Origin of the sequence: Mesorhizobium sp. Pch-S, assembly GCF_004136315.1 — a bacterium.
Lineage (GTDB): Bacteria > Pseudomonadota > Alphaproteobacteria > Rhizobiales > Rhizobiaceae > Mesorhizobium.
The window spans coordinates 2,430,802-2,457,109 of sequence record NZ_CP029562.1 but is presented as its reverse complement, the minus strand read 5'-3'; the positions used below and the strand labels follow the sequence as shown (position 1 = coordinate 2,457,109).

The 26,308-nt window shown below is 62.8% G+C and carries 18 protein-coding genes and 1 pseudogene; 4 read left to right on the top strand and 15 right to left on the bottom strand.

Features of this window, described 5'->3' with window-relative positions; genetic code table 11:
• The first annotated feature begins 52 nt into the window (after positions 1-52).
• Positions 53-2,574, top strand: a pseudogene (locus C1M53_RS11235) (heavy metal translocating P-type ATPase).
• A gap of 34 nt (positions 2,575-2,608) precedes the next feature.
• The gene (locus C1M53_RS32345) at positions 2,609-2,731 is read left to right on the top strand and encodes a hypothetical protein (protein WP_281040925.1); all 123 of its coding nucleotides are present in this window, start codon (positions 2,609-2,611) and stop codon (positions 2,729-2,731) included.
• Between the two features lie 111 nt (positions 2,732-2,842).
• Here C1M53_RS32345 and nhaA read toward each other — a convergent pair whose 3' ends face one another.
• The 9 genes from nhaA to C1M53_RS11185 all read right to left on the bottom strand — a co-directional run bounded on the left by nhaA (position 2,843) and on the right by C1M53_RS11185 (position 14,189).
• Complete coding sequence (nhaA, locus tag C1M53_RS11225; protein WP_129412326.1) at positions 2,843-4,036, bottom strand: Na+/H+ antiporter NhaA; 1,194 nt, start codon at positions 4,034-4,036, stop codon at positions 2,843-2,845.
• A 220-nt stretch (positions 4,037-4,256) separates the two neighbouring features.
• Positions 4,257-4,820: an ActR/PrrA/RegA family redox response regulator transcription factor gene (locus C1M53_RS11220; RefSeq protein WP_129412325.1), complete on the bottom strand. Its 564-nt coding sequence runs from the start codon at positions 4,818-4,820 to the stop codon at positions 4,257-4,259.
• Between the two features lie 106 nt (positions 4,821-4,926).
• The gene (locus tag C1M53_RS11215; RefSeq protein ID WP_129412324.1) at positions 4,927-6,258 is read right to left on the bottom strand and encodes an ActS/PrrB/RegB family redox-sensitive histidine kinase; all 1,332 of its coding nucleotides are present in this window, start codon (positions 6,256-6,258) and stop codon (positions 4,927-4,929) included.
• Between the two features lie 143 nt (positions 6,259-6,401).
• The gene (gene hrpB / locus C1M53_RS11210) at positions 6,402-8,861 is read right to left on the bottom strand and encodes an ATP-dependent helicase HrpB (RefSeq protein ID WP_129412323.1); all 2,460 of its coding nucleotides are present in this window, start codon (positions 8,859-8,861) and stop codon (positions 6,402-6,404) included.
• Between the two features lie 66 nt (positions 8,862-8,927).
• Positions 8,928-9,755: a dipeptide ABC transporter ATP-binding protein gene (locus C1M53_RS11205; RefSeq protein WP_129412322.1), complete on the bottom strand. Its 828-nt coding sequence runs from the start codon at positions 9,753-9,755 to the stop codon at positions 8,928-8,930.
• Positions 9,752-10,603 (bottom strand): ABC transporter ATP-binding protein, encoded by an 852-nt coding sequence (locus C1M53_RS11200; RefSeq protein WP_129412321.1) that lies wholly within the window; start codon positions 10,601-10,603, stop codon positions 9,752-9,754. The genes C1M53_RS11205 and C1M53_RS11200 overlap by 4 nt, the downstream gene beginning before the upstream one ends.
• 1 nt (position 10,604) lies before the next feature.
• On the bottom strand, positions 10,605-11,522 hold the full coding sequence (locus C1M53_RS11195) for an ABC transporter permease subunit (RefSeq protein WP_129412320.1): 918 nt from the start codon (positions 11,520-11,522) through the stop codon (positions 10,605-10,607).
• 1 nt (position 11,523) lies between these two features.
• Positions 11,524-12,531, bottom strand: coding sequence for an ABC transporter permease subunit (locus tag C1M53_RS11190; protein WP_129412319.1), 1,008 nt, complete (start codon positions 12,529-12,531; stop codon positions 11,524-11,526).
• A gap of 65 nt (positions 12,532-12,596) precedes the next feature.
• A complete protein-coding gene (locus C1M53_RS11185; protein ID WP_129412318.1) occupies positions 12,597-14,189 on the bottom strand; it encodes an ABC transporter substrate-binding protein in 1,593 nt (530 codons plus the stop codon).
• A gap of 433 nt (positions 14,190-14,622) precedes the next feature.
• Between C1M53_RS11185 and C1M53_RS11180 the strand changes: the two genes are divergently transcribed.
• Both C1M53_RS11180 and C1M53_RS11175 read left to right on the top strand, forming a co-directional pair.
• Positions 14,623-16,878 carry a long-chain fatty acid--CoA ligase gene (locus tag C1M53_RS11180; RefSeq protein WP_348630041.1) on the top strand — a complete coding sequence of 752 codons (2,256 nt, stop codon included), beginning with the start codon at positions 14,623-14,625 and terminating at the stop codon, positions 16,876-16,878.
• A 197-nt stretch (positions 16,879-17,075) separates the two neighbouring features.
• Positions 17,076-17,417, top strand: a complete 342-nt coding sequence (locus C1M53_RS11175) for a hypothetical protein (protein ID WP_129412317.1) — start codon at positions 17,076-17,078, stop codon at positions 17,415-17,417.
• Between the two features lie 36 nt (positions 17,418-17,453).
• On the opposite strand, the gene C1M53_RS11170 is transcribed toward C1M53_RS11175, so the two are convergent.
• The 6 genes from C1M53_RS11170 to C1M53_RS11145 form a co-directional block, all read right to left on the bottom strand.
• Positions 17,454-18,395 (bottom strand): glyoxylate/hydroxypyruvate reductase A, encoded by a 942-nt coding sequence (locus C1M53_RS11170; protein WP_129416120.1) that lies wholly within the window; start codon positions 18,393-18,395, stop codon positions 17,454-17,456.
• Positions 18,396-18,536: 141 nt separating this feature from the next.
• A complete protein-coding gene (locus tag C1M53_RS11165) occupies positions 18,537-20,168 on the bottom strand; it encodes an ABC transporter ATP-binding protein (RefSeq protein WP_129412316.1) in 1,632 nt (543 codons plus the stop codon).
• Positions 20,165-21,310 (bottom strand): ABC transporter permease, encoded by a 1,146-nt coding sequence (locus C1M53_RS11160; RefSeq protein WP_129412315.1) that lies wholly within the window; start codon positions 21,308-21,310, stop codon positions 20,165-20,167. Before C1M53_RS11160 ends, C1M53_RS11165 begins: the two co-directional genes overlap by 4 nt.
• Positions 21,310-22,416 (bottom strand): microcin C ABC transporter permease YejB, encoded by a 1,107-nt coding sequence (locus tag C1M53_RS11155; RefSeq protein WP_129412314.1) that lies wholly within the window; start codon positions 22,414-22,416, stop codon positions 21,310-21,312. Before C1M53_RS11155 ends, C1M53_RS11160 begins: the two co-directional genes overlap by 1 nt.
• Positions 22,417-22,479: 63 nt before the next feature.
• The gene (locus C1M53_RS11150) at positions 22,480-24,339 is read right to left on the bottom strand and encodes an extracellular solute-binding protein (protein WP_129412313.1); all 1,860 of its coding nucleotides are present in this window, start codon (positions 24,337-24,339) and stop codon (positions 22,480-22,482) included.
• Positions 24,339-26,201, bottom strand: a complete 1,863-nt coding sequence (locus C1M53_RS11145) for an extracellular solute-binding protein (protein WP_245488587.1) — start codon at positions 26,199-26,201, stop codon at positions 24,339-24,341. Before C1M53_RS11145 ends, C1M53_RS11150 begins: the two co-directional genes overlap by 1 nt.
• Positions 26,202-26,308: the final 107 nt, after the last annotated feature.

Below are 26,308 nucleotides of genomic sequence, written 5' to 3'. Positions count from 1 at the left end.
TTACTGGAAGCCCTATCTGCAGTCAAAAGCGGAAGAATTAAGGGATTCGGCCATGACGAAGGCGCATGAAGGGCATCACGACCACAGCCACCATCAACACGCCAGCGATGGGTCGTGCTGTTCGGGCGCCAAACCTGCGAGCGACGCTGTGCTGCGCGATCCGGTCTGCGGCATGGAGGTCAACCCGAAGCCGGCAAGCCGACCCTGGAGCATGGCGGGCGTCTTTTCCACTTCTGCTCGGAAGGCTGCCGCGGCAAGTTCGCAGCGCATCCCGAGGAGTTCATCACCGCCAAGGACCCGGTCTGCGGCATGGATGTGGACCGGGCCAGTGCCAGGCATTTCCTGCGCCATGAAGGCGAGAAGTTCTATTTCTGCTCGGAAAACTGCCAGAAGAAATTCGAGACCGATCCCAAGGCCTATCTCGGCGACCGGCCGGCGCCCGCGCCGCTGCCCACGGGTACCCAATACACCTGTCCGATGCATCCCGAGATCATCCGTGACAAGCCTGGCTCCTGCCCGATCTGCGGCATGGCGCTGGAACCGATGATGCCGACGGGCGAGGAAGGTCCCAATCCGGAGCTGGTCGACTTTACCCGTCGCTTCTGGGTGAGCGCGGTACTCTCCATTCCGTTGCTGGTCATCACCATGGGGCCGATGGTCGGCCTGCCGTTCCTGCGCGACTGGCTGGGCGAACAGGCTGCGGTCTGGGTGGAGCTTGTCCTGGCGACGCCGGTGGTGCTGTGGGCGGCACTGCCCTTCTTCGAGCGTGGCTGGGCCTCGATCGTCAACCGTAGCCCGAACATGTGGACGCTGATCTCGCTCGGCGTTGGTGCAGCCTATATCTACAGCGTCGTCGCAACGCTGTTCCCGGACATCTTCCCGCATCAGTTCCGTGGCCACGGTGGTGCGGTTCCGGTCTATTTCGAGGCCGCAGCCGTCATCATCGCGCTGGTCTTCCTCGGTCAGGTGCTGGAATTGCGCGCTCGCGAAAAGACCGGCTCTGCAATCAGGGCATTACTCGATCTCGCGCCGAAGACGGCGCGGCTTCTCGGCGCCGATGGTTCCGAGAAGGACGTGCCGCTCGACCAGGTCAAGGGCGGCGACCGCCTGCGCGTTCGGCCGGGCGAAGCGGTGCCGGTGGACGGCATCGTGCTGGAAGGCCGTTCCTCCGTCGATGAATCGATGATCACCGGCGAACCGGTGCCGGTCGAGAAGATCGAGGGCGATGCGCTGACCGGCGGCACGCTCAACAAGAATGGCTCGTTGATCGTGCTGGCCGAAAAGGTCGGGTCGGAGACGACGCTTGCCCGTATCGTCGAGCTGGTTGCAAAGGCGCAGCGCAGCCGCGCTCCGATCCAGAGCCTGGCCGACCGGGTGTCCTTCTACTTCGTGCCTGCTGTCGTGCTGGTCGCCATTGTCGCCTTCATTGCCTGGGCGGTGTTTGGGCCGGAGCCCAGCCTGGTGTTCGCCATCGTCGCGGCGGTGTCGGTGCTCATCATCGCCTGTCCCTGTGCGCTGGGACTTGCGACGCCGATGTCGATCATGACCGCCACCGGGCGCGGCGCGCAGGCCGGCGTGCTGATCAAGGATGCCGCAGCGCTGGAACGTTTCGCCTCGGTCAACACGCTGGTGGTCGACAAGACCGGCACGCTGACCGAAGGCAAGCCGAAACTCACGGATGTCATCGCGGCGCACGGCGTGTCCGAAGAGGAACTCCTTGGACTGGCGGCAGCGCTGGAGAAGGGTTCCGAGCATCCGCTCGCCGAGGCGATCGTCGGCGGCGCCGAGGAACGCGGCCTGAAGATCGCAGTCGCCGCCGATTTCGAAGCCGTCACCGGCAAGGGCGTCTCCGGCACCGTGTCCGGCCGCAAGGTGGCGCTCGGCAACCTGGCCATGATGACGGAACTCGGCCTGGATGCCGGCGCCTTCGCCGATCGTGCCGGGGCGCTGCAGACCGAAGGCAAGACGGCGATGTATGTGGCGATCGACGGTAGGCTGGCTGGCATCGTCGCGGTTGCCGATCCGATCAAGGCGACCGCTGCGGAGGCGATCCGCGCCCTGCATGACGAGAACATCACCGTGGTCATGGCGACCGGCGACAATGAACGGACAGCAAAGGCGATCGCCAAGCGGCTCGGCATCGACCAGGTACGCGCCAACATGCTGCCCGAGCACAAGAGCGCGCTGATCGAGGAGCTGCGCAGTCGCGGCGGCATCGTCGCCATGGCGGGCGACGGCGTCAATGACGCGCCGGCGCTGGCTGCTTCGGATGTCGGCATCGCCATGGGCACGGGCGCCGACGTGGCGATGGAAAGCGCCGGCATCACCCTGGTGAAGGGCGATCTCACCGGCATCGTGCGGGCACGCAAGCTCGCCAGGGGCACGCTCGCCAACATCCGCCAGAACCTGTTCTTCGCGTTCCTGTACAATGTCGCCGGCGTCCCGGTGGCGGCCGGTGTGCTCTACCCGGTGTTCGGCGCGCTGCTGTCGCCGATGCTGGCGGCGGCGGCGATGAGCCTGTCTTCGGTGTCGGTCATTGCCAATTCGCTGAGATTGCGCACACTGAAGCTGTGATTCCTGCGGCATCCATGCCTCTGGACGGATGCCTGTGCAGGCCCCACTTAGGGCCTACAACAAGGAGAAGCGAATGAACCTGATGAAGAAGATTGTGCTCGCCCTCATGGCGGCCGGCATGCTGGTTGCGGTGTTGCTGGAAACCGCACCGGCCTAGGCACTCGGTTCCAGACCGGAATCCGGCAAAGCAGGTCGACCACGCGGTCAAGGAAACGAGAGATTTCAGAAAAGCCGGCGTCTTCGTCATGAAGCGCCGGCTTCTCTGCGTTTATTCGTCTTCGCCGTGATCCGCGACGCTCGGTGCTGCAAGAAGCAGGGCCGCCCCAGCCAGCGCCGCGACCAGCGAGCCGGCGAGGATGCCGACCTTGACCGCATCCTGCAGCGCCGGGTTGTCGGCAAAGGCCAGCAGTCCGATGAACAGGCTCATCGTGAAGCCGATGCCGCACAAAAGCGCGATGCCTGTCATCTGCATCCAGCCGGCCCGCACCGGCAGGTCGGCCAGTCCGAGCTTGATCGCCAGTGCCGACGCGCCGAGCACGCCGACCAGCTTGCCGACGACCAGGCCGGCGGCGACGCCGAGCGTCAGTGGCTCGACCAATGTCGCAGGAGTGAAGCCGGCGAGCGAAACCCCGGCATTGGCAAAGCCGAAGATAGGGATGATGATCAGCGGCACGAAACGGTGCAGTGCGTGCTCCAGCCGGTGCAGCGGCGAATGCTCGAGGTCGTGCGCGATGCCGGGCGTTGCCCTGAGCGGAATGGTCAGCGCCAGCGCGACGCCTGCCAGGGTGGCGTGTACGCCCGATTTCAGCACCAGCACCCACAGTACCGCACCGAGCACGAGATACGGCACGAGCGACAACACGCCCATGCGGTTGAGCACGATCAGCACGACGATGACGGCGAGCGCGGCCGCGAGATAAGCGAGCGACAGCCCGCTGGTGTAAAACAGCGCGATGATGATGACGGCGCCGAGATCGTCGATGATGGCGAGCGCCGTCAGGAACACCTTGAGCGAGGCCGGAACGCGGTTGCCGAGCAGGGAAAGCACGCCAAGCGCGAAGGCGATGTCGGTGGCGGTCGGGATCGCCCAGCCAGGCAGAGCCGCGGCATTGTCCCGGTTTATGATGATATAGACCAGCGCCGGTACGACCATGCCGCCAGCCGCCGCGATGCCAGGCAGCATGCGGCGCGGCCAGGTCGACAGCTGGCCATCCAGCATCTCGCGTTTGATTTCCAGGCCGACGAGCAGGAAGAAGACTGCCATCAGAGCGTCGTTCACCCAGTGCAGCACGCTGAGCGGGCCGAGATAGGCATGCAGTGCAGCGAAATAGGTTTCCGCCAAAGGCGAATTGGCAACGATCAGCGCAAGTGCCGCTGCCGCGATGAGGATGATGCCGCCCGCGGCCTCGCCGTCCAGGAATTCGCGGAAAACCGAGATCGGACGCGGGTTGTCATTCGCCATGTCTGCTCCTTGACCAATTCCAGCAAAAGATGCGTAGCGGTTTTGCGTCCGGAATTGCGTAAAACAAAAAGTTAGAGCGTTTCCACCGTTCCGCGAAAACGGAAATGCTCTGGATCGGGTTGTGGCTGGACCAATGATGCCGAAGGCAAGGCGATGCGGCAAGCAAAGCCGCGTCGCCTGCGACAATAATGGCAGGTTCAGAAGGATTTTCGCGGAAAAATCAGCGCGGGGCTCGTTTGGCCAGGATGCGCTGCAGCGTGCGGCGGTGCATGTTCAGCCGGCGCGCGGTCTCCGAAACGTTGCGTTCGCACATTTCATAGACACGCTGGATATGTTCCCAGCGCACGCGGTCGGCCGACATCGGATTTTCTGGTGGCACGACGCGTTCGGCGCCGGTCCGCGTCAGCGCCGCAAAGATATCGTCAGCGTCGGCCGGCTTGGAAAGATAGTCGATGGCGCCGAGTTTCACCGCCGTCACCGCAGTGGCGATGTTGCCGTAGCCTGTCAGGATGATGGCGCGCGCATCAGCGCGTTTCTCGCGGATGGCGGCAACCACGTCGAGCCCGCTGCCGTCACCAAGGCGCATGTCGACGACAGCATAGGCTGGCGGATTGGCGCGCGCCTTCACCAGCGCTTCCTCGACGCTTTCAGCGGTCTCTACCACGAAACCGCGTCCTTCCATGGCGCGTGCCAGGCGGGTGAGAAACGGCTTGTCGTCCTCGACGATCAACAGCGAGGTATCGTCGCCCGTCACCATGCTGCCTTGGGCATCTTCACCGCTCATGATGGTCCTTGTCCTTCTTTTTTATTTTTTCGGCCCAGATATAGCGACTGAGCCGTAATTGTCCAATTTTGAGCGGTTTTCAGCCCGGTTTTGAGGGCTTTCTGCGCTATTCCGCCGCATCGAAACCAGCAGGATGCATCGCCGCTGCATTGACGAACACCTCGCGCGGCCAGTCGATGCGCACCACGGCTCCTTCGCCGGGGCCGCCCGAATTCTGGAACTCGATGTTCGCGCCCGAACGTTCGATCAGCGTCTTGGCGATGAAAAGGCCGAGCCCGAGCCCGCCGCCGCCGCGTTCGGTTCCTTGCCTGGTGGACATGTAGGGCTCGCCGATGCGGTCGATGATCTCCGGCGGGAAGCCGCTGCCGTCGTCGGTGATCGACAGCGTCACGCGCTGATCGTTCCATCCCCAACGCACGGTGATCGAAGAGCGGGCGAAGTCGACCGCGTTCTCGACCAGATTGCCGAGCCCATAGAGCACGCCGGGATTGCGGCGGCTTACCGGCTCGGTGCCGATGCACTCGCCTGGCTGCAGGTCGATCTTGATGCCGAAGTCGCGATGCGGGGTCACCACTTCCTCCACCAGCGAAGTCAGCGACAGCTGGGCAAGCAGCGGCTCGCCTTCCGAGGAAAGGTTGGTCAGGCGTTTCAGGATCTCGCGGCAGCGCTCGCTCTGTGTGCGCAGCAGCGACACGTCCTCGCGGTACTTCGGATCCTTGCCCAGCGACTTTTCCATCTCGCGCACCACCAGCGTGATGGTTGCGAGCGGGGTTCCGAGTTCGTGTGCGGCCGCGGCGGCCAGGCCGTCGAGTGCCGAAAGGTGCTGTTCGCGCTGCAGCACCAGCTCGGTGGCGGCAAGCGCATTGGCCAGCTGACGTGCTTCCTTGGCGACGCGGAAGGCATAGATGCCGGTGAACGCGATGGAACACAGCACCGCAACCCAAACACCCGCCACATAAGGAACGGGCATGACCAGCGTTATGGTTTCGTACCACGGCAGGGGTTCGTGGAAGAACACCAGCAGCGTTGCCGCAGCCACGACCAGTACACCGAGAACTGCCGTGAGCCGCTGTGGCAACGACGTCGCCGAGATGACCACCGGTACGGTGAGCAGCAGCGCGAACGGGTTGGTGAGGCCGCCTGTCAGGTAGAGCAGGCCAGAAAGCTGGAGACTGTCGAACACCAGGATGCCGAAGGCGGCCGGCGGTGCCAGCCGGTGCGCGGCGGGGTAGCGGAAGGCCAGGAACAGGTTCATCCAGGCCGAACAGGCGATCAGCGTGAAGCAGAAGCTCACCGGCAGCGGGAATTTCAGCACATAGGCGACGACCAGAACGGTGATGCTCTGGCCGACGATGGCCAGCCAGCGCAGCCAGATCAATGTGTTGAGCCGCAGCCGGTCCGTTGGCTGGAAGTCGGGAGAGCGCTGAATCTTGATCATCAGGTCTTCTATCGCGGGCGGGTTGATGGCGCCAGTTTCGTCGGCCTGCGGCGGTTCTGCTTTTTGCGGTAACGCAGAACGCTCTGAGTTTTGTTTCTACGCAAACCGCCAGACATTTTTGCTGGAATTGCTGTTGGCAAAAATCAGGTGCCGCGTGGCTTGGCGCGGCTGGTGGCCGCGGCCTCGAGCGGATTTTCCGGCCAGACATGTTTCGGATAGCGGCCGCGCATGTCGGAGCGCACGTCGGCCCAGGAGCCACGCCAGAAGCCGGGCAGGTCACGTGTCGTCTGGATTGGCCGATGCGCAGGCGACAGCAGTTCCAGGGTCAGTGGCACGGTGCCGTTGGCGATTGACGGATGGCGATCAAGGCCGAACAGCTCCTGCACGCGAATGGCCAGCACGGGTGCTTCACCATCATAGCGCACAGGCACATGGCTGCCGGACGGTGCGTCGAAATGGGTCGGGGCGAGCGCGTCGATCCTGCGCTGAAGGTCATGTGGTACCAGCGCGATCAGGCCACTTGTCAATGTGCCGCCCGAGATGGCGTTGAGTGAGGCCTCGCCGGTCAGGAAGGGCGCCAGCCAGTCGTCGAGCCGCTCGGTCAACGCATCGTCGCTCATGTCGGGCCATGGCGCACCAAGGCCGCGATGCAGCCAGGCAAGGCGGTTGCGCAGGCTTTCCGCTTCCCTGCTCCATGGCAGCAGGGCAAGGCCGTGTTCGCGGATCGCTTCGATCACGGCATTGTCTGCATCCGCTCCCGCCGGAGCAGGCAGCATCCGTTCGGCCAGCACGATGGCGCCGAGGCGGACCGTCTCGCGCACGCGCACCGAGCGCCTTTCGCGATCGAAACTGGTTTCGCGGCGTGTCTCGATGCAGTCGGAAAGCGCTGCGCGGATTTCCGGCTCGCTCACCGGTGCTGCTGCGGTGATGCGGGCGTTCTGCGCCCTGCCCTGCAGGTCGGCGACGACCAGAAATGTCTCGCCGGCGAGCGCATCGGCCGCATCCAGCATCGCGCCGGACCCATTGGCGAGCACAAAACGCCCGCGCTCGCCACGCGCCTTGGCGACACGGTCGGGCCAGGCATTGAGAAGAAGCGCCCCCGTGCTGGTCGCTTCGGGCGCCGCGGAAGAAACAGCGCGCGCCAGCCTGTCGGCCAATTGCCGCGCGGCGTTGGCGCGGGGCGAACGATCTGAAGAAAAACGCATCAGCCGCCGTTCCAGGTCGGCGCTGTCGCCACCCAGTCCACGCTCGGTCAGAAGCACCGCCAGCCGTGCCGCGTCTGCTGCACGGCCGTGGTCGGCCGCCTCGGCCACCATATGGGCCAGCCGCACCGGCAGCGCGAGCTTGCGCATGGCGGAACCAGCGTCGGTCAGTCGTCCGGCGTCGTCGATCGCATGCAAGGCCTTCAGCAGGGCGCGCGCTTCGGACAATGCGGGCGCTGGCGGGGCATCCAGGAAGCAAAGGCTGGCAGGATTCGCGACGCCGAAAGCGGCGCAGTCCAGCATCAGCCCGGAAAGATCGGCTTCGAGAATCTCGGGCGGGGTGAAGGCTGGCAGTGCTGCGGTCTGTTCGGCGCGCCAGAGCCGGATGGCAACGCCCGGCTGGGTGCGCCCGGCGCGGCCGGCTCGCTGTTCGGCGGAGGCGCGCGAGGCGCGCACTGTTTCCAACCGCGTCAGGCCGCTCGCCGGTTCATATTTCGGCAGTCGCGACAGCCCGGAATCGATGACGACGCGCACGCCGTCGATGGTGATCGAGGTTTCGGCGATCGCGGTCGCCAGCACAACCTTGCGCCGACCTTCCGCTGCCGGGCGGATGGCTGCGTCCTGCGCCTTGCCGTCGAGTTGGCCGTACAGGGGAACGACATCGGTGTCGGCGCCAACGCGACCTTCGAGATGTGCCGCCGTGCGCTCGATCTCGCGCTGTCCGGGCAGGAAGGCGAGGACGCTGCCGGGTTCATCCGCCAGTGCCGTTCGCACCGCCTTGGCCATCGCTTCTTCGACAGGCATGCCGGAGGGGCGCTCGTCATAGCGGATCTCGACGGGGAAGCTGCGGCCCTCGCTTTCGATGACAGGGGCATCGGACAGAAGTTTCGCCACACGGGCGCCATCGAGTGTCGCCGACATCACCAGAAGGCGCAGGTCCGGCCGCAGCGCGCCTTGCACATCGAGGGCCAGCGCCAGTCCGAAATCGCCATCCAGCGAGCGTTCGTGAAATTCGTCGAAGATCACCGCCGACACGCCCGGCAGCTCCGGGTCATCGAGGATCATGCGCGCCAGAACGCCTTCGGTGACGACCAGGATGCGTGTCCTGGCCGAAGTACGGTTCTCCATGCGCATGGCGTAGCCAACCGTGCCGCCGGGCTCCTCGCCGAGCAGGGTGGCCATGCGCCTGGCGGCCGCGCGGGCGGCAAGCCGGCGCGGTTCGAGCAGCACGATCTTTCCGGAGCCCAACCAGGAGGCATCGAGCAGGGCGAGCGGTACCAGCGTCGTCTTGCCTGCTCCCGGCGGTGCGACCAGCACGACGCTGTTGCCACTGTCCAGCGCCGCAGCCAGCGCAGGCAATACGGCGGTAACGGGCAGATCAGGCAGGCGTGGCGGGCGCATCAGGCGGATGCCTGCGAGCGCTGAACGCGCGCTTCAGGGGCCGAGACGAGAGACATGGAAGGCGGCCTAGGCCGCCTTCTTGCGGGCAAGCCTCGCCTTGATGCTGTCGACGTCGGCGCGCGGCGTGGCGGCGAACAGCGTCTTGGTATAGCTGTGCTGCGGGTTGGCGAAAACCTCGTCGCGCGGGCCGTACTCGACGGCCTCGCCGAAATACATCACCATGACATCGTCGGCGATGTAGCGCACCACCGACAGGTCGTGGCTGATGAAGACGTATGTCAGCTGGAACTCGTCCTGCAGGTCGGCAAGCAGGTTGAGCACCTGTGCCTGAACCGAAAGGTCGAGCGCCGAAACCGGCTCGTCCAGCACCAGCAGGCTCGGGTTGAGCATCAAGGCGCGCGCGATCGCAATGCGCTGACGCTGGCCGCCCGAGAACATGTGCGGATAGCGGTTGTAGTGCTCCGGTCCCAGGCCGACCTTCTTCAGCATCGCCATGGCGCGTTCGCGGCGCTCAGAGGCGGGAACGTCGGTGTTGATCACCAGCGGCTCACCCAGGATGTCGCCGATCTTCTGGCGCGGGTTGAGCGAGCCGTAAGGGTTCTGGAACACGATCTGCACCTTGCGGCGCATCTCCTTGGAGAGACCGTCCCGGGCGATATCGACCTTCTTGCCGTCGATCAACAACTCGCCGGCGCTCGGAGCGTCGATCAGCGTGATGATGCGCGCAAGGGTCGACTTGCCGCAGCCGGATTCACCGACGATGGCCAGTGTCTTGCCCTTCTCGACCGAGAAGGAAACACCCTTCACCGCATGCACCGTGCGCGCCGGCCGGAACATGCCGCCGCCGACATGGTAGTCGCGCTTGATGTCTTTTCCTTCGACGACGACAGTCATGACGCGGCTCCCGAAACTGCGGGCTCGAACAGCATGTCGGAGACGGTCGGCAGCCGGTCGCCGGTGGCATTGTCCGGCAAGGCCGCAAGCAGCGCGCGCGTATAGTTGCTCTTCGGATTCTCGAACAGCGACAGCACGTCGGCTTCTTCCATCTTCGTGCCCTTGTACTGCACGACGACGCGATCGGCCGTTTCGGCGACCACGCCCATGTTGTGGGTGATCATGATGAGGCCCATGCCGTGTTCGGCCTGCAGCTTCATCAGGAGATCGAGGATCTGCTTCTGGATCGTCACGTCGAGCGCGGTGGTGGGCTCGTCGGCGATCAGCAGCTTCGGGTTGCAGGCAATCGCCATGGCGATCATGACGCGCTGGCACTGGCCGCCCGACATCTGGTGCGGGAAGGAATTGAGCCGCTCCTCCGGTTCGGGAATGCCGACGAGCTTGAACAGCTCGATGGCGCGGGCGCGACGCTGGGCCTTGTCCATGCCCATATGCACGCGCAGCACTTCCTCGATCTGGTAGCCCGCCGTGAAACACGGATTGAGGCTGGCGATCGGTTCCTGGAAGATCATCGAGATGTCCTTGCCGATGATCTTGCGCCGTTCCGCCGGATCGAGCGCCAGAAGGTCGATGCCGTTGAAGCTCATGCGGTCGGCCTTCACCGTCGCCGAGGGCGGCAGAAGGCCCATCACCGCCAGCATCGACACCGACTTGCCGGAACCGGATTCGCCGACGATCGCCAGCACTTCGCGTGGCTCGATCGACAGGTCGATGCCTTTCACCGCCATGAACGGCCCGCTCGAGGTATCGAACGAAACCGTCAGGTTCTTGATCTCTAGCAACGCCATGTCACGACCTCTTCAGCTTGGGGTCGAGCGCATCGCGCAGACCGTCGCCGATCAGGTTGATGGCGAGCACGGTGATCAGGATGGCGAGGCCGGGGAAGGTGACGACCCATGGCGCACGCAGGATGAACTCGCGCGCGGAAGCGAGCATCGTGCCCCATTCCGGCGTCGGCGGCTGCGCACCCATGCCAAGGAAGCCGAGCGCGGCGGCTTCCAGGATGGCGTTGGAGAAGGACATCGTTGCCTGGACGATCAGTGGCGCCACGCAGTTCGGCAGGATCGTCACCACCATCATTCGCCAATGGCTGGCACCGGCGACCTTGGCCGAGACGACATATTCGCGATTCTTCTCGGCCATCACCGCTGCGCGGGTCAGGCGTGCGAAGTGCGGCTGCAGCACCAGCGCGATGGCCAGCATGGCGTTGAACAGGCCAGGCCCGAGGATCGCCACCAGCACGAGCGCCAGCAGCAGAGACGGGAAGGCGAGGATGATGTCCATGACACGCATGATCAGCGTGTCGACCCAGCCGCGGAAATAACCGGCCAGCACGCCCAGCACGATGCCCGAGGACAGTGCGAAGACGACGACGATGAGGCCGATGAACAGCGAGTAGCGCGCCCCGAAGATCAGGCGCGAGAGGATGTCTCGACCGACGGCGTCGGTGCCCAGGATGAACATCGACTTGCCGCCTTCCTGCCAGGCCGGCGGAGTGAGCAAGGCATCGCGGTATTGTTCGTCCGGCATGTGCGGCGCCACCAGCGGCGCGAATATGGCCACCAGGACGAGGAGGGTGAACACCACCAGGCCGATGACGGCGCCGGTGTTCATGGAATAGTAGTGCCAGAATTCGGCGAATGCGCGCTGCTTGGGGCCGGATGGCACCGTGGCGGCGGTGGTCTCGCCTGCGGTTTGATCTGTCATGTCACTGCACCCGGATACGTGGGTTGATGACGGCATAGAGCACGTCGACGACGAGATTCACGGCCATGACGATGAGGGCGATGATAAGCAGCCCGCTCTGCACGACGGCATAGTCGCGCTTGCCGATGGCGTCGATCATCCACTTGCCGATGCCCGGCCAGGAAAAGATCGTCTCGGTCAGGATGGCGCCGGCCATCAGTGTGCCGACCTGCAGGCCGATCGTGGTGATGACCGGGATGAGCGCGTTGCGGAAAGCGTGCAGGCCGATGACGCGACGCGGCGACAGGCCCTTGGCGCGCGCAGTGCGCACATAGTCCTCGCCCAGCACTTCCAGCATCGCGGATCGCGTTTGTCGCGCGATGACGGCGAGTGGAATGGTGGCGAGCACGATCGAAGGCAGGATCAGATGGCTGAGCGCGGACCAGAAGGCGCCGGGCCGGCCGGAGATCAGACTGTCGATCAACATGAAGCCGGTGACGGGTTTGAAGAAGAACTGCAGGCCGATGCGGCCAGAGACAGGTGTCCAGCCGAGATAGCCGGAGAAGAAGATGATGAGCAGCAGGCCCCACCAGAAGATCGGCATCGAATAGCCGGTCAGTGCCACGCCCATGGTGGCCTGGTCGAACCAGGAGCCGCGCTTGACGGCGGCAAAGATGCCGGCGGGAATGCCGATCAGGATGGCGATGATCATGGCAACGAGCGCAAGCTCGAGCGTCGCCGGGAACAGCGTCATGAATTCGCCGAAAACCGGCCGCTTGGTGGAAAGCGAGATGCCGAAATCACCACCAAGAACACGGACGATGTAGTCGTAGTACTGGACGATGTAGGGTCGGTTGAAACCGAACCGTTCAATCAGTTCGGCATAGCGTTCGGGGCTCACGCCGCGCTCGCCAGCCATAGCGAGGATCGGGTCTCCTGGAAGCAGGCGCACAAACGCGAACGCCGCCAGCGAGATGCCGAAGATGGTTGGCACAATCAGTGCCAGCTTGTGGAGTAGATAGCGGAACATGGGCCTTAATAAAACGGCGGCGCCGAAAGTCCAGCGCCGCCGTTCCCTATTTCGCGTTGAAAGCCTTATTCGGTGACGTCAACACCGTCGAAACGGTGAATACCGAGCGGATCCATGGCAAAACCGACGACTTTCTTGTTCATCGGCATGAACACCTTGGAGTGAGCGATCGTCAGCCACGGGGCCTCACGCTTGAACACTTCCTGGGCCTTCTCGTAGATCTCGGTGCGCTTGGCGACGTCCGTGGTGGCCTTGCCCGCCTGGAGCAGGTCCTCGAACTCCTTGTTGCACCAGATCGCGTAGTTGGACTGACCGATGGCCGAGCAGCCGAGCAGGAACAGGAAGTTGTCCGGGTCGCCGTTGTCGCCGGTCCAGCCGAGCTGGAAGGCGCCGTCACGATCCTTGGCCTTGCCGCGTTCACGATATTCGGTCCACTCGTAGGAAACGATCTCGGCCTTGACGCCAACCTTGGCGTAGTCGGCCTGGATCATCTCGGCGACGCGCTGCGCGCCCGGATTGTACGGACGCGACACCGGCATGGCCCAGATCTTCATCGAGAGATCCTTCACGCCCGCATCGGCGAGCATCTTCTTGGCCGCTTCGGGATCGTACGGATCGTCCTTGATGTTCTTGTTGTAGGACCACATCGTCGGCGGGATCGGGTTGACGGCCACCTGGCCGGCGCCCTGATAGACTGCGTCGATGATCGCCTGCTTGTTGACGGCCATGTTGAGGGCCTTGCGGACCTCGACCTTGTCGAACGGCGCTACGGTCGTGTTGTAGGCCATGTAGCCGACGTTCAGGCCCTCCTGCTCGGCGACGTTGAGGTTGGTGTCAGCCTTCAGGCCGGCGATATCCGCCGGGGCCGGATAGGACATGATATCGCATTCGCCGGCCTTCAGCTTCTGCGCACGCACGGCTGCATCCGGGGTGATGGCGAAGATCAGGTCGTCGATCTTCTGGCGGCCGCCGAAATAACCGTCCCAGGCCTGATAGCGGATGACAGCGTCAACCTGGTAGTCGACGAACTGGTAGGGGCCGGTACCGACCGGCTTCTGCGAGAACTGCGGCAGGGTGCCGGCCTTCTCGAGCTGATCGGCATATTCCTTCGACACGATCGAGGCGAAGTCCATGCCGAGATCCGGCAGGAAGGCCACTTCCGGCTTGTTCAGCACGAACTTGACGGTGTGGTCATCGACCACGACGATTTCCTTGAGCAGATCCGGGAAACCCATGCCGGCGAAGTATTCCCAGCCGGTGCCGGCCAGGTAGCTGTACCACGGGCTTTCCTTCTTCCACTGGCGCTCGAAGGAGAACTTCACGTCTTCAGCAGTGAGCTCGCGGGTCGGGGTGAACCAGTCGGTGGTCTGGAACTTCACGCCCTTGCGCAGCTTGAAGGTGTATTCCTTGCCATCGTCGGACACGGTCCAGCTCTCGGCGAGGCCGGGCGAGATGGTGGTCTTGCCGTGGTCGAATTCGACCAGACGGGAATAGATGGTACGCGATGACGCGTCGAAGTCATTGCCGCCGCTCCACGGCGAAGGGTCGAAACCCGCTGGCGACGCTTCCGAGCAGTAAACCAACTGCTTGGCGTTCGCCATCCCACCCATGACGGTTGCGGCCAGCAACGCGGCCGCAAAAGTCAGTTTCGTTTTCATTGAGCACTCCCTGGTGTTCTGCCAAGCCCCTCTAGGCTCGCGAAGCGCGCATATAAGCACCGTTTTTGCGGCATTGGAACTACCTGTCTGTCACCCATCCTGTTATGGAAATAAAATTCTACAAATAGCCAAGTCACTGACAACATTATTGCTTCAACAGCTCATCACGAGAATATGAAGGCCCGTATCTTTCGTTGAAGTGCAAAAACCTCCTACAGCTATTTGCGACAGAAAAGGACGCGCCCAGTGGGTTGTCGGCACCCTGTTGCAAATTCCGGCCAAGCTGCCGTTGGGGCAAGACTTGCACGCGAACGAATAGTCGCAATACATAGTCGGCAGCAGGGTTTTTCGGCGCGAACAGCGCCAGTCGCACGGCGCAGCAGCCCCCGCCCAAGAGGGGTCGAGCCGACCCATATCGTCGAGGGAGGAACAAGTGGCGAAGGCAACGAAGACAGCAGTATCCGTGAAGCCAACGGCCAAGGCAAAGGCGCCGGCCGCAACAAAACCTGCGGCGGCAAAGCCGGCCCAGGCCGGTGGTAGAACGCCGGCGGCCGGCAAGTCGGCTGCAGCCAGTGCAGCGCCAGCGACCAAGGCTGCTGCGAAGCCTGCAGCTTCGAAACCCGGAGCCGCAAAGCTGGCCGCCTCGAAGCAGGCAGCGGCTCCCAAGGCTGCGGCTGCAAAAGCCAACCCCGCTCCGGCCGCCAAAGCAGCCAAACCAAAAGCGCAGGCGGCCAAGTCCCCTGCAAAGGCAACCGCGCCTTCCGGCAAGGTGGTCGCGTCAAAGCCGATCGAGAAAGCCAAGGCAGCGAAGCCCGCTGCGGCAAAGACCGCCTCATCTCCCGACAGGCCGAAGGCCGCGGCGGCCAAGCCTGCTGCCAAACCGGCCGCGATCGCGAAATCGACTGCTGCTGCCGCGAAGAAGGCTCCAGCCAAGCCGAGCAAGCCGGCCAATGCGCCAAAGCCTGCGGCAGCCAAACCAGCCGCCCTTCCCAAGGCTATCGCTTCGCTCGCCGCAGGTCAGCCGGCGAAACCGTGGCTTGCGAGCTACGCAAGCGTGGTTCCGGCGGAAATCGCCGGCTTGCCGGCAGAATCCATCGGCGATCTCCTGGTCACGGCCTGCAAGAAGTTCGCGTCGTTCCCAGCCTATACCTGCATGGACAAGACCATGACCTATGGCGAGCTGGAGCGGCATTCGACCGCCTTCGCGGCCTATCTGCAGTCGAAGGGGCTGGCCAAGGGCGCGCGGGTCGCCATCATGATGCCGAATGTGCTGCAATATCCGGTCGCGATGATGGCTGTCCTGCGGGCCGGTTACACGGTGGTCAACGTCAATCCGCTCTACACGCCGCGCGAACTCGAGCACCAGCTCAAGGATTCCGGCGCGGAAGCGATCATCATCCTGGAGAATTTCGCCACCACGCTGCAGGCCGTCATCGCCCGCACGCCGGTCAAGCATGTCATCGTCGCTTCCATGGGCGACATGCTGGGCGGCCTCAAGGGCATGATCGTCAATCTGGTCGTGCGCAAGGTCAAGAAACTGGTCCCGGCTTGGTCGCTGCCGGGGCATGTCAAATTCCCGGCAGCTCTGCGCGAGGGGGCGGGCAAGGCCTTCAAGCCGGTCGCCGTCACGCGCAACGACGTCGCCTTCCTGCAATATACCGGCGGCACCACCGGCATTTCCAAGGGCGCCACCCTGCTGCACAGCAATGTGCTGGCCAATGTCGAGCAGAACCGCCTGTGGCAGGAAACGGCCTTCGTCAAACGGTCACGGCCCGATCGCCTGATCTTTGTGTGCGCGCTGCCGCTCTATCATATCTACGCTCTGACGGTGAACGCGCTGATGGGCATGCAGCAGGGCGCGCAGAACATCCTGATCCCGAACCCGCGCGATATTCCCGGTTTCGTGAAGGAACTTCAAAAGTATCCGGTCAACGTCTTCCCCGGGCTCAACACGCTGTTCAACGCACTGCTCAACAACGAGGACTTCCGCAAGCTCGACTTCAAGCCGCTGCTGCTGGTCTTCGCCGGCGGCATGGCGGCGCAGCGACCAGTCGCCGAACGCTGGAAGCAGCTCACCGGCGTCAACATCTCGGAGGGCTACGGCCTGTCGGAGACCTCGCCGGTCGCGACGGCGAACCGCTTCGACGCCGACGAGTTCACCGGCACGATCGGCCTGCCGATTCCGTCGACCGAAATCTCCATCCGCGACGAGGACGGCAATCCGGTGCCGCTCGGCGAAGTCGGCGAAATCTGCATCAAGGGCCCGCAGGTCATGGCAGGCTACTGGAACCGGCCCGACGAGACCGCCAAGGTGATGACGGACGACGGCTACTTCAAATCCGGCGACATGGGCTTCATGGACGACAAGGGCTACACCAAGATCGTCGACCGCAAGAAGGACATGATCCTGGTCTCCGGCTTCAACGTCTATCCAAACGAGCTCGAGGAAGTCGTCGCCCAGCACCCCGGCGTTCTGGAAGTCGCGGCGATCGGCGTTCCTGACGAGAAGTCAGGCGAGATACCGAAGCTCTTTGTCGTCAGGAAGGATCCGGATCTCACCGCCGAGGCGCTGCTGGAATATTGCAAGCAGAACCTCACCGGCTACAAGCGGCCGAAATACATCGAGTTCCGCACGGAGCTGCCGAAGACCAATGTCGGCAAGATCCTGCGGCGCGAACTGCGCGGATAGGACACGATTGGCATAAGCCTCGTTCCAAAGGTTCTCCAAGCACGGTTGCGGGTATAGCCGCAGCCGTGCGAAATGGGTCGCCTGACCTTGGAGCGTTTCCGTCTTACGGAACGCGGAAACGCTCCAGGTTTTTGTTTTCGCCCACATTTTTGCGACGCCAAGAGGCTTGGCTGCAAAATGCCCTAGGAGATTCGCCGATGGCGCCGAGATCACCCGCCTTCCTGTTCCTGCTGTTGCTGGCCGGCTGCGCTGGTGATGCCTCGCTGGTATCGCGCCAGGATGCCGCCGTGCAGACATCGATCCAGTACGACAAGATCGAGTGCAAGAAGTTGATCGCCCAGCGCAACGCCGTCGCAAGCGCCGGTGGCGTCGCCACAGACGCCAAGCCGGTGTTTGCTGAAACCCCGCTGGGACTTGGTCCGGTTTTGCCGGATATCCGCACGGCGAAAAAGCAGTCGGCGGACCAAGCCGCCGGCCAGGTCGACGCCATGAACCGGTCGCTGATCAGGCGTCAGTGCATTCCCAAGCCTGCTGCCTGATCCAACGGGCAGGGCGAGCGCGACAGCACTCGCCAATCAGTAACCTGCGTTACGATCGACCGTGTTCTGCAAGAGTTCGCCGCGTTCAAGGGCCGACATCTGTGCCAGCATGATCGGCACGAGGTGGTTGGGATCGGATGTCGCCGCCGCATGCGGCGTCACATAGACCTTCGGATGGCTCCACAGCGGGCTGGTCTTGGGCAAAGGCTCCACTTCGAACACGTCGAGGCTGGCTTCCTTCAGGATGCCTTCGTCCAGCGCGCGAACGATGTCGTCGTCCTTCTGCAGCCGGCCGCGGCCGGCATTGATCAGCACGGCGCCGCCGAGCCCGTTCCTGCGCCGCAACTCCTTGAGCAGTCCGTAGTTGATGATGCCTTGCGTCGTCGGCGTCAGCGGCAGCAGCACCACCAGGATGTCGGTGGCATTGAGGAAAGGGATCAGGCCGCTGTCGCCGGCATAGGTGGTCACGCCTTCCATCGGCCGCACATTGCGTGACCAGCCATTGACACAGAAGCCCAGGGACAAAAGCACCGAGGCTGCGGCTCTGCCCAGTGTGCCGAGCCCCATGATGCCGACGGAGATGTCGCTGGCCGGCCGCTGCTGGGGCTCGTGCCACGTCTTCTTCTGCTGCTGATGGCGATAGAGCGAACCCTGGCGATGATGATCGAGCACGCGCCACACCACATATTCGGTCATGTACTGGGTGAGGTTGTCGGCGACGACCTTGACGATCGGCACATTGGGCAGGCCGGGATCGTTGAAGATATGATCGACGCCGGCACCGATCGAAAAGATGGCGCGCAGGTTCGGCAGGCTGGAAAGCAGGTTGGGCTTGTGTTTCCAGACCACCGCATAGGCGATCGAAGGATCGTCCTTTCCGGCGGGCTCCGTCACCACCTCGCGCTCGGCGGAAAGCAGTTCGTGCCAGCGCTGCGGATGAAATCCGGTGACCGACAGCAGGACGCGGCCCTTTTCCAGAACGGACATTCTTCTTTCTTCCCCCGAGGGTTATGATTCCGCTAGAGCGTTTCCGTTTTTATGGAAACGCGGAAACGCTCTAGCATTTGTTTCTACGCAATTCCGGACGGAAAACCGCTACGCACTTTTCCTGGAATTGCTCTACTCGCTGACCGCGCCGAGCGGCGCTGTCTCGATGCGGAAAGCTGCCGAGATCAAGGCCCGAGTATACTCGGTCTGCGGCCGCTCGAAAATTTGTTCGGATGGTCCAGCCTCGACGACCTTGCCGTTGCGCATGACGATGACGTCATTGGCAAGGGCCCGGATCACCTTGAGATCGTGGCTGATGAACAGATAGGCCAGGTTGTGCTTGGACTGCAGGTTGCGCAGAAGGTCCACCACCTGTGCCTGCACGCTCATGTCGAGCGCCGAGGTCGGCTCGTCCAGCATGACGAAACGGGGCTTCAGCACCATGGCGCGTGCAATCGCCACGCGCTGGCGCTGGCCGCCGGAGAATTCATGCGGATAACGGAAGCGGGTGGAAGGATCGAGCCCGACTTCGGTCAGAACATCGACGACACGCTGGTCGCGCGCGTCGGCCGTGAGCTTCGGCTCATGAATCTTCAGCCCTTCCTCGATGATCTCGGCGATCGACATACGCGGACTGAGTGACCCGAACGGATCCTGGAAGACGATTTGCAGCTCGCTGCGCAGCGGCCGCATCGCGCTGAACGAAAGCTTGTTGATGTCGCGTCCGTCGAACTGGATCGCTCCCGTCGAAGAGATCATGCGCGACAGCGCCAGGCCCAGTGTCGTCTTGCCTGAACCGGATTCGCCGACGACGCCCAGTGTCTGGCCGGCACGCACGGTCACGTCGATGCCGTCCACGGCCTTCACGTGGTCGACCACCCGCCGGAAGAAGCCCTGCTTGATAGGGAACCAGACCTTGATGTCGTCGCCGCGCATCACTGCCTTGGCGTTTGCATCGGCGGTTGGCGGTCGGCCTTTCGGCTCGGCGGCAAGCAGATGGCGCGTATAGGCATGTTGCGGATTGGCGAAGATATCCCTGGTCGGGCCGGTCTCGACGATCTTGCCCTTGGTCATCACGCACACCCGGTCGGCGATCTTGCGCACGATGCCGAGGTCATGGGTGATGAACAGCATCGACATGCCGTTCTTCTTTTTGAGCTTGGCGAGCAGCTCCAGGATCTGTGCCTGCACCGTTACGTCGAGTGCGGTGGTCGGCTCGTCGGCAATCAACAGCTCGGGTTCGTTGGCCAGCGCCATGGCGATCATGACGCGCTGGCGTTGGCCGCCGGACAGCTGGTGCGGATAGGCATCTAGCCGCTTTTCCGGTTCCCGGATGCCGACCTCGTTGAGCAATTCGACGGTACGCTTGCGTGCCTGCGCCTCGCCCATGCCCTGGTGCAGCCGCAGGATTTCGCCGATCTGCCGCTCGATCGTGTGCAGCGGGTTCAGCGACGTCATCGGCTCCTGGAAGATCATGGTGATCTTGTTGCCGCGCACGCTGCGCAATTGCCGCTCATCCAGCTTGAGCAGATCCTGGCCGCCGAACAGAATTTGGCCCGAAGGATGGCTTGCCGGCGGATAGGGCAGGAGCTTGAGCACCGAAAGCGCCGAAACCGACTTGCCGGAGCCGGACTCGCCCACCAGCGCCACCGTCTCGCCCTTGGCGATATCGAAGGAGATATGGTCGACGGCGGTCGAGACCTTACCACCCTGCAGGAAGGCAACCGAAAGATCGCGGACGGAGAGAAGAGGCGTCTCGCTCACTTGAAGGTCTTCCTCGGGTCGAAGGCGTCACGAGTGGCTTCACCGATGAAGATCAGCAGAGACAGCATCACCGAAATGACGACGAAGCCGGACAGGCCGAGCCAGGGTGCATTGAGATTGCGCTGCCCCTGTTTCAGCAGCTCGCCGAGCGAAGCCGAACCGGGCGGCAGGCCAAAGCCGAGGAAGTCGAGCGACGTCAGCGTCGAGATCGACCCGTTCAGGATGAACGGCAGGAAGGTCAGCGTCGCCACCATCGCGTTGGGCAACAGGTGGCGGAAGATGATCGTGCCGTTCGGCACGCCGAGCGCGCGGGCCGCGTTGACATATTCGAAGTTGCGGGCGCGCAGGAATTCCGCCCGCACCACGCCGACAAAAGCGACCCAGGAGAACAGCAGCATCAGTCCGAGCAGGATGAAGAAGCCCGGCGGCAACACGGCGGCAACGATGAGCAGCAGATAAAGCACCGGGATCGCCGACCAGATCTCGATGAAACGTTGGAACAGGAGATCGGTCCAGCCGCCGAAATAACCCTGGATCGCGCCGGCGGACACGCCGATCAGTGCCGAACCGAGTGTCAGGATCAGGCCGAACAGCACGGAAATGCGGAAGCCGTAGATCACGCGCGCCAGCACGTCGCGCGCCTGGTCGTCGGTGCCCAGCCAGTTCCAGTTGCCGACGATGCAGTCGGGATCAGCCGTTTGCTGCGGATATTGCGCGCAGCGCTTTTCCACATCGTACATCCAGGAAGGCTTGGAGGGTGCCGGCTCCGGCACGGCATTGTTCACGGAGCGGAAGGAGTAGCGGATCGGTGGCCAGATCATCCAGCCATTGGCATTGATCTCGTCGCGGATCACCGGGTCGCGATAGTCGGTGACGGCGTAGAAACCACCGAATTTCTCTTCCGGATAGGCGACGAGCACCGGGAACAGGATCTCGCCCTTGTAGGACGCGACGATCGGCTTGTCGTTGGCGATGAATTCCGACCCCAGCGACAGCACGAAAAGCACCAGGAATATCCACAACGACCAGTAACCGCGGCGGTTGGCTTTGAAATTTGCCCAGCGGCGCTGGTTGAGGGGAGAGACCTTTGGCCGTCCGACGGGTGCTGCATCGGCGACAGGGTTGCCTGCGACATCCGCCATCACACGTCTCTCCGCTCAAAGTCGATGCGCGGATCGATCCAGGTGTAGGTGAGGTCGGAGATCAGGCTGACGAACAGGCCAATCAGCGACATGATGTAGAGATTGGCAAAGACGACGGGATAGTCGCGATCGACCACGGATTTGAAGCCGAGCAGGCCAAGCCCGTCGAGCGAGAAGATGTTCTCGATCAGCAGTGAGCCGGAGAAGAAGGCGGAAATGAAAGCGCCGGGGAAGCCGGCGATGACGATCAGCATCGCGTTGCGGAAGACGTGCCCATACAGCACCTGCCGTTCGGACAGCCCCTTGGCCCGCGCCGTCACCACATATTGCTTGCGGATCTCTTCCAGGAATGAGTTCTTGGTCAGCAGCGTCGAGGTGGCGAAGGCCGACAGCACCATGGCCGTCAGCGGCAGCGCAAGATGCCAGAAATAGTCGAGGATGCGCTGCGGCCACGACAGCTGGTCCCAGTTATCGGACGTAAGTCCGCGCAGCGGGAACCAGTCCCAGAACGAGCCGCCGGCGAACAGGATCATCAGCAGGATGCCGAACAGGAATCCTGGAATGGCGTAGCCGATGATGACGATGGCGCTGGTCCAGGTGTCGAAGGAAGAACCGTCCTTCACCGCCTTGCGGATGCCGAGCGGGATCGAGATCAGGTAGGACAGCAGCGTGATCCACAGGCCGATCGAGATCGAAACCGGCATCTTTTCCAGGATCAGGTTCACCACCGAAATGTCGCGGAAATAGCTGTCGCCGAAGTCGAAGCGCGCGTAGTTCCACAGCATCAGCCCGAAGCGCTCGAGCGGCGGCTTGTCGAAACCGAACTGCTTTTCCAGCTTGGCGATGAATTCGGGGTCGAGCCCCTGCGCGCCACGGTACTTGGAGTTGACGTTGCCGGCCGGATCGAAGTTGTTGCCGCCGGCGAGATCGTTGCCGCCACCGCCACCGAGGCGGTCAGACGCACTGCCGCCCTGGTTGGTCAGCTTGGCGATGACCTGTTCCACCGGGCCGCCTGGCGCGAACTGCACCACCACGAATGAAATCGCCATGATGCCGAGCAGCGTCGGAATCATCAGCAGCAGGCGGCGGAGGATATAGGCGCCCATCAGGCCATGCCTTCCGGTAGGCAGGAGAGCCGATGCGTATGATGTTGGATGCCGCGCACCCCGTCAGGCCTTGCCAATCTTTGCCGCCTTGTCCTTGTCGAACCACCACAGCGCTTCAATCGGGAAGGCATAGTCGGGTTTGGGCTCCTTGAAGCCGAACATGTCCCAGAACGCTACCCAGTGATTCGCTTTGTGATAGTTTGGAATCCAGTCGTGCCGTGCGCGCAAGACCCGGTCGAGAGCACGCATGGCGATGATCAGGCTTTGCCGGTCCTTGGCGGCGCCGACAGCGTCGACCAGCACGTCGACGGCCGGATCGGAAATACCGGCATAATTGCGGGTTCCCGGCATCGCAGCGCTGCGCGAATGGAAGAACTGCTCCATTTCGTCCTGTGTCGGCGATGGCGAGAACAGGAATGCCGCTATGACGACATCGAAGTCATAGTCCGAGAGCCGGCGCTGGTATTGCGGCGTGTCGACGATGCGGGAGGTGGCGTCGATGCCGACGGCGCGCATGTTCTCGATAAAAGGCGAGAAACGCTGCGACAGGACTTCCTCGTCGCTCAGCATCTCGAGTGTCAGTCTTTCGCCCTTGGTGTTCTCGACGAAGGAACCGTTGCGTTTCCAGCCCGCGTCGGCCAGCAGTTTCGAGGCCTTGCCGAGCAGCTTGCGATCGCGGCCAGAGCCATCGGAGACCGGTTGCAGGACAGCTTCGCCGAAGGCCTCGTCGGGGATCTTGCCGCGCAGCGGTTCCAGCAATGCGAGCTCTTCGGCGCTCGGCTTGCCTTCTGCACGATAGTCGGAAAGCTCGAACATGGACTGCGAGCGATCATAGAGATCGTAGAAGAAGTTGCGTCGTGCCCATTCGAAATCGAAGCAGAGCCCCACGGCCTCCCGCACCTTGAGGTCGTTCAGGCGCTCGCGGCGATGATTGAGCGCCATCGCCTGCATCATGGGGCGCTTCTCGGCTGAAAACTCGTGCTTGATGACCTTGCCGTCACGAAGCGATGGAAAATCATAGTCGAGCGCCCAACTGCGCGAGACGGATTCTTCCCGGTAGAAGGTATCTCCCTTCTTCACGGCTTCGAAAGCGGCACGCCGATCCAGATAGAAGTAGATGCGCAGGCGATCGAAATTGTTCTGGCCACGATTGACGTTGAGATCGCGTGCCCAGTAGTCGGCGGCGCGTTCATATTCGATGGTCTGGCCGGGAGAGACGCGGCCAACCTTGTAGGCGCCGGAACCAAGCAGCGGCCGCATGCCGCCCTTGAAGCCGTTGGCTTCGATATCGGCTCTGGACAGGATCGGAAACCCGATGATCGACAGGATGAGCCGCTCGCTCTGCTTGCCGTCGAAGACCAGCCGCAGCGTCTGCTTATCGTCGGCAACGGCTTCAGTGAGGCGCGCCAGGGGGATGGAAAAATCCGGAGCGCCGTCGCTTTTCAGAAGCTTGTAGGAAAAAGCGGCATCCTCGGCAGTGAGTGGCGAGCCGTCATGGAACCGAGCTTCGGGCCGCAGCTTGAAGATGAAGCTGTTGCGGTCGGGTGCGATCGTCACGGTTTCGGCGACCAGCCCGTACATCGAATCAGGTTCGTCCAGCGCCGACGCCATCAGCGCGTCGAAACACATCTCCATGCGCGGCGGCGCATCGCCCTTCAGGATGAAGGAGTTGAGCGTGTTGAAGGTCTGCGGGTTCTGGTTGAACACCCAGGTGAAGGGCGCGAAATTGAACGTGCCGCCCTTGGGGGCATCCGGGTTCACATAGTCGAAATGCGTGAAACCGGCTGGGTATTTCAGGTCACCGAAGGCGGACAGTCCGTGCAGCGGCGTTTCGGTCGGGCTGGCGGCAAAGACCCGGCTTGGCAAAAGCGCGACGGCCGCCGCGGCCGTACCGAGCACCAGCACATCGCGACGGGTTGCCATCAATTGAGGCCTTTGTACTTGGCGGCCAGCGCCTTTTCCTTGTCGGTGTCGATCCACCAGGAATCGATGTCCGGCCCGAGATAGGTCGGCTGCTTGTCAGGAATGCCGAACTTGTTCCAATAGGCCAGCCACACGTCGGGTCGCGTGAACTGTGGTACCGAGTAGTAGTTCCACAGCAGCACGCGGTCGAGAGCACGGGCAGCGGCACTGAGATCGTCGCGGTCGGTCGAAAAAATGACGCGGTCGACCAATGCGTCGACGACCGGATCCTTGATGCCGGCGAAGTTGCGGGATCCTGGTGTGTCGGCGGCCTTGGACGACCAGAAATCGCGCTGCTCGTTACCTGGCGAATCCGACTGCGGCAGCACCTGCGTGATCATGTCGTAGTCGAAGTTGTTGACGCGGTTGACGTACTGGCTGCTGTCGACGAACCGTAGCGTGGCGGCAATGCCGATCTTTCGCAGCATGTCGACATAGGGGTTGAGCGTCGCTTCAGCACCTTGCCGGAAATCGAGAATCTCGAAGGCAAAAGGCTGGCCGGTCTTGGAGTTGACCATCTTGCCGCCCTTGATCGCCCATCCGGCCTCCGCGAACAGGTCGACCGCCATCTTCAGGATTTTGCGTTCCGCCTGGGGATTGTCGAATGCCGGTATCGCGAATTGCTGGGTAAAGAGTTCCGGCGGCAGTTTGTCTTTGTACTGATTGAGGATCTCCAGCTCCTTGCCCTGCGGCAGGCCGCTGGAGGCGAGGTCCTCGCTGCCCATGAAATAGCTGGTTAGGCGGGTATTGAGGCCGAAAGACATGCGGTTGACAGCGTCGAAATCATACAGATAGGCCAGCGCCTGCCGCACATGCCGATCCTGAAACTGTGCTCGACGGGTGTTCATCATGAAACCCTGATAGGTGGCGCGAGAGGTGGCCTTGAATTCCTTCTTGATGACATCGCCGGCCTTGACGGCCGGAAAATCGTACCGCGTCTTCCAGCCGCGCCCGCTGTTCTCGGCATTGATATCTTCCAGGCCACCCTTGGTGAAGGCGAGCCATGCGGCGCTATCGTCGAGGAAATAGACATAACGTTTGGTGTCGAAATTCTCGCGACCGATCTTCACCGGCAGCTTGGCGCCCCAATAGTCCGGCACGCGCTCCCAGACGATCTCCGTTCCCGGCTTGAAGCTCTTTATCTTGTAGGCGGCCGAGCCGAGCGGAATTTCCAGGGTCGGCTTGGTTATGTCGCGCTTGTTGCCCTTGGCGTCGGTACCTTCCCACCAATGTTTGGGCAAAATGGCGAGGTCACCAATGATCTTCGGCAGTTCACGGTTGCCCTTCTGGTCGAAGCGGAACTCCACCTCGCGCTCGCCGACCGCCACTGCCTCGGTGACGTTGGCGAAGTAGCGATTGTACATCGGGCTATTGGCCTTCAGCACATTGAACGACCAGATCACATCGTCGACGGTGATCGGCTTGCCGTCATGCCATTTCGCCCGTGGATCGAGGCGGTAGGTGGCTGACGAATAATCGGCAGGATATTTATAGGCGTCGGCGATCAGCGGGTGGCTGACGCTGCCTTCATCGATGGCCTGCTCCATCAGCGTTTCATATAGCAGGCCTCCGCCATACGGGACGAACCCGGCAGCTGGCGAACCCTGTACGATATAGGAGTTGAAGCTGTCGAAGGTGCCGACGACCGTCGAATTGAGCGTTCCACCCTTCGGAGCGTCCGGGTTCACATAGTCGTAGCGCTGGAAATTTTCGCCATATTTCGATTCGCCAATGAGCGAGGAGGTGGTGCGCCATTCATCGGCTGATGCCGCATGGATGCTGATGGCAAGGGCGGCGCTTGCCGCCAGCAACTTCAAGGGCATCCCGAGCCGGAAACGCTGCATTCCTGATCCTTCTGCCTGTTGCTGGACTGAACCTGCACTTTAGCTTATTCGCAGCCGGCGAAAACCGGCAGAAGCTGCCTATTTTG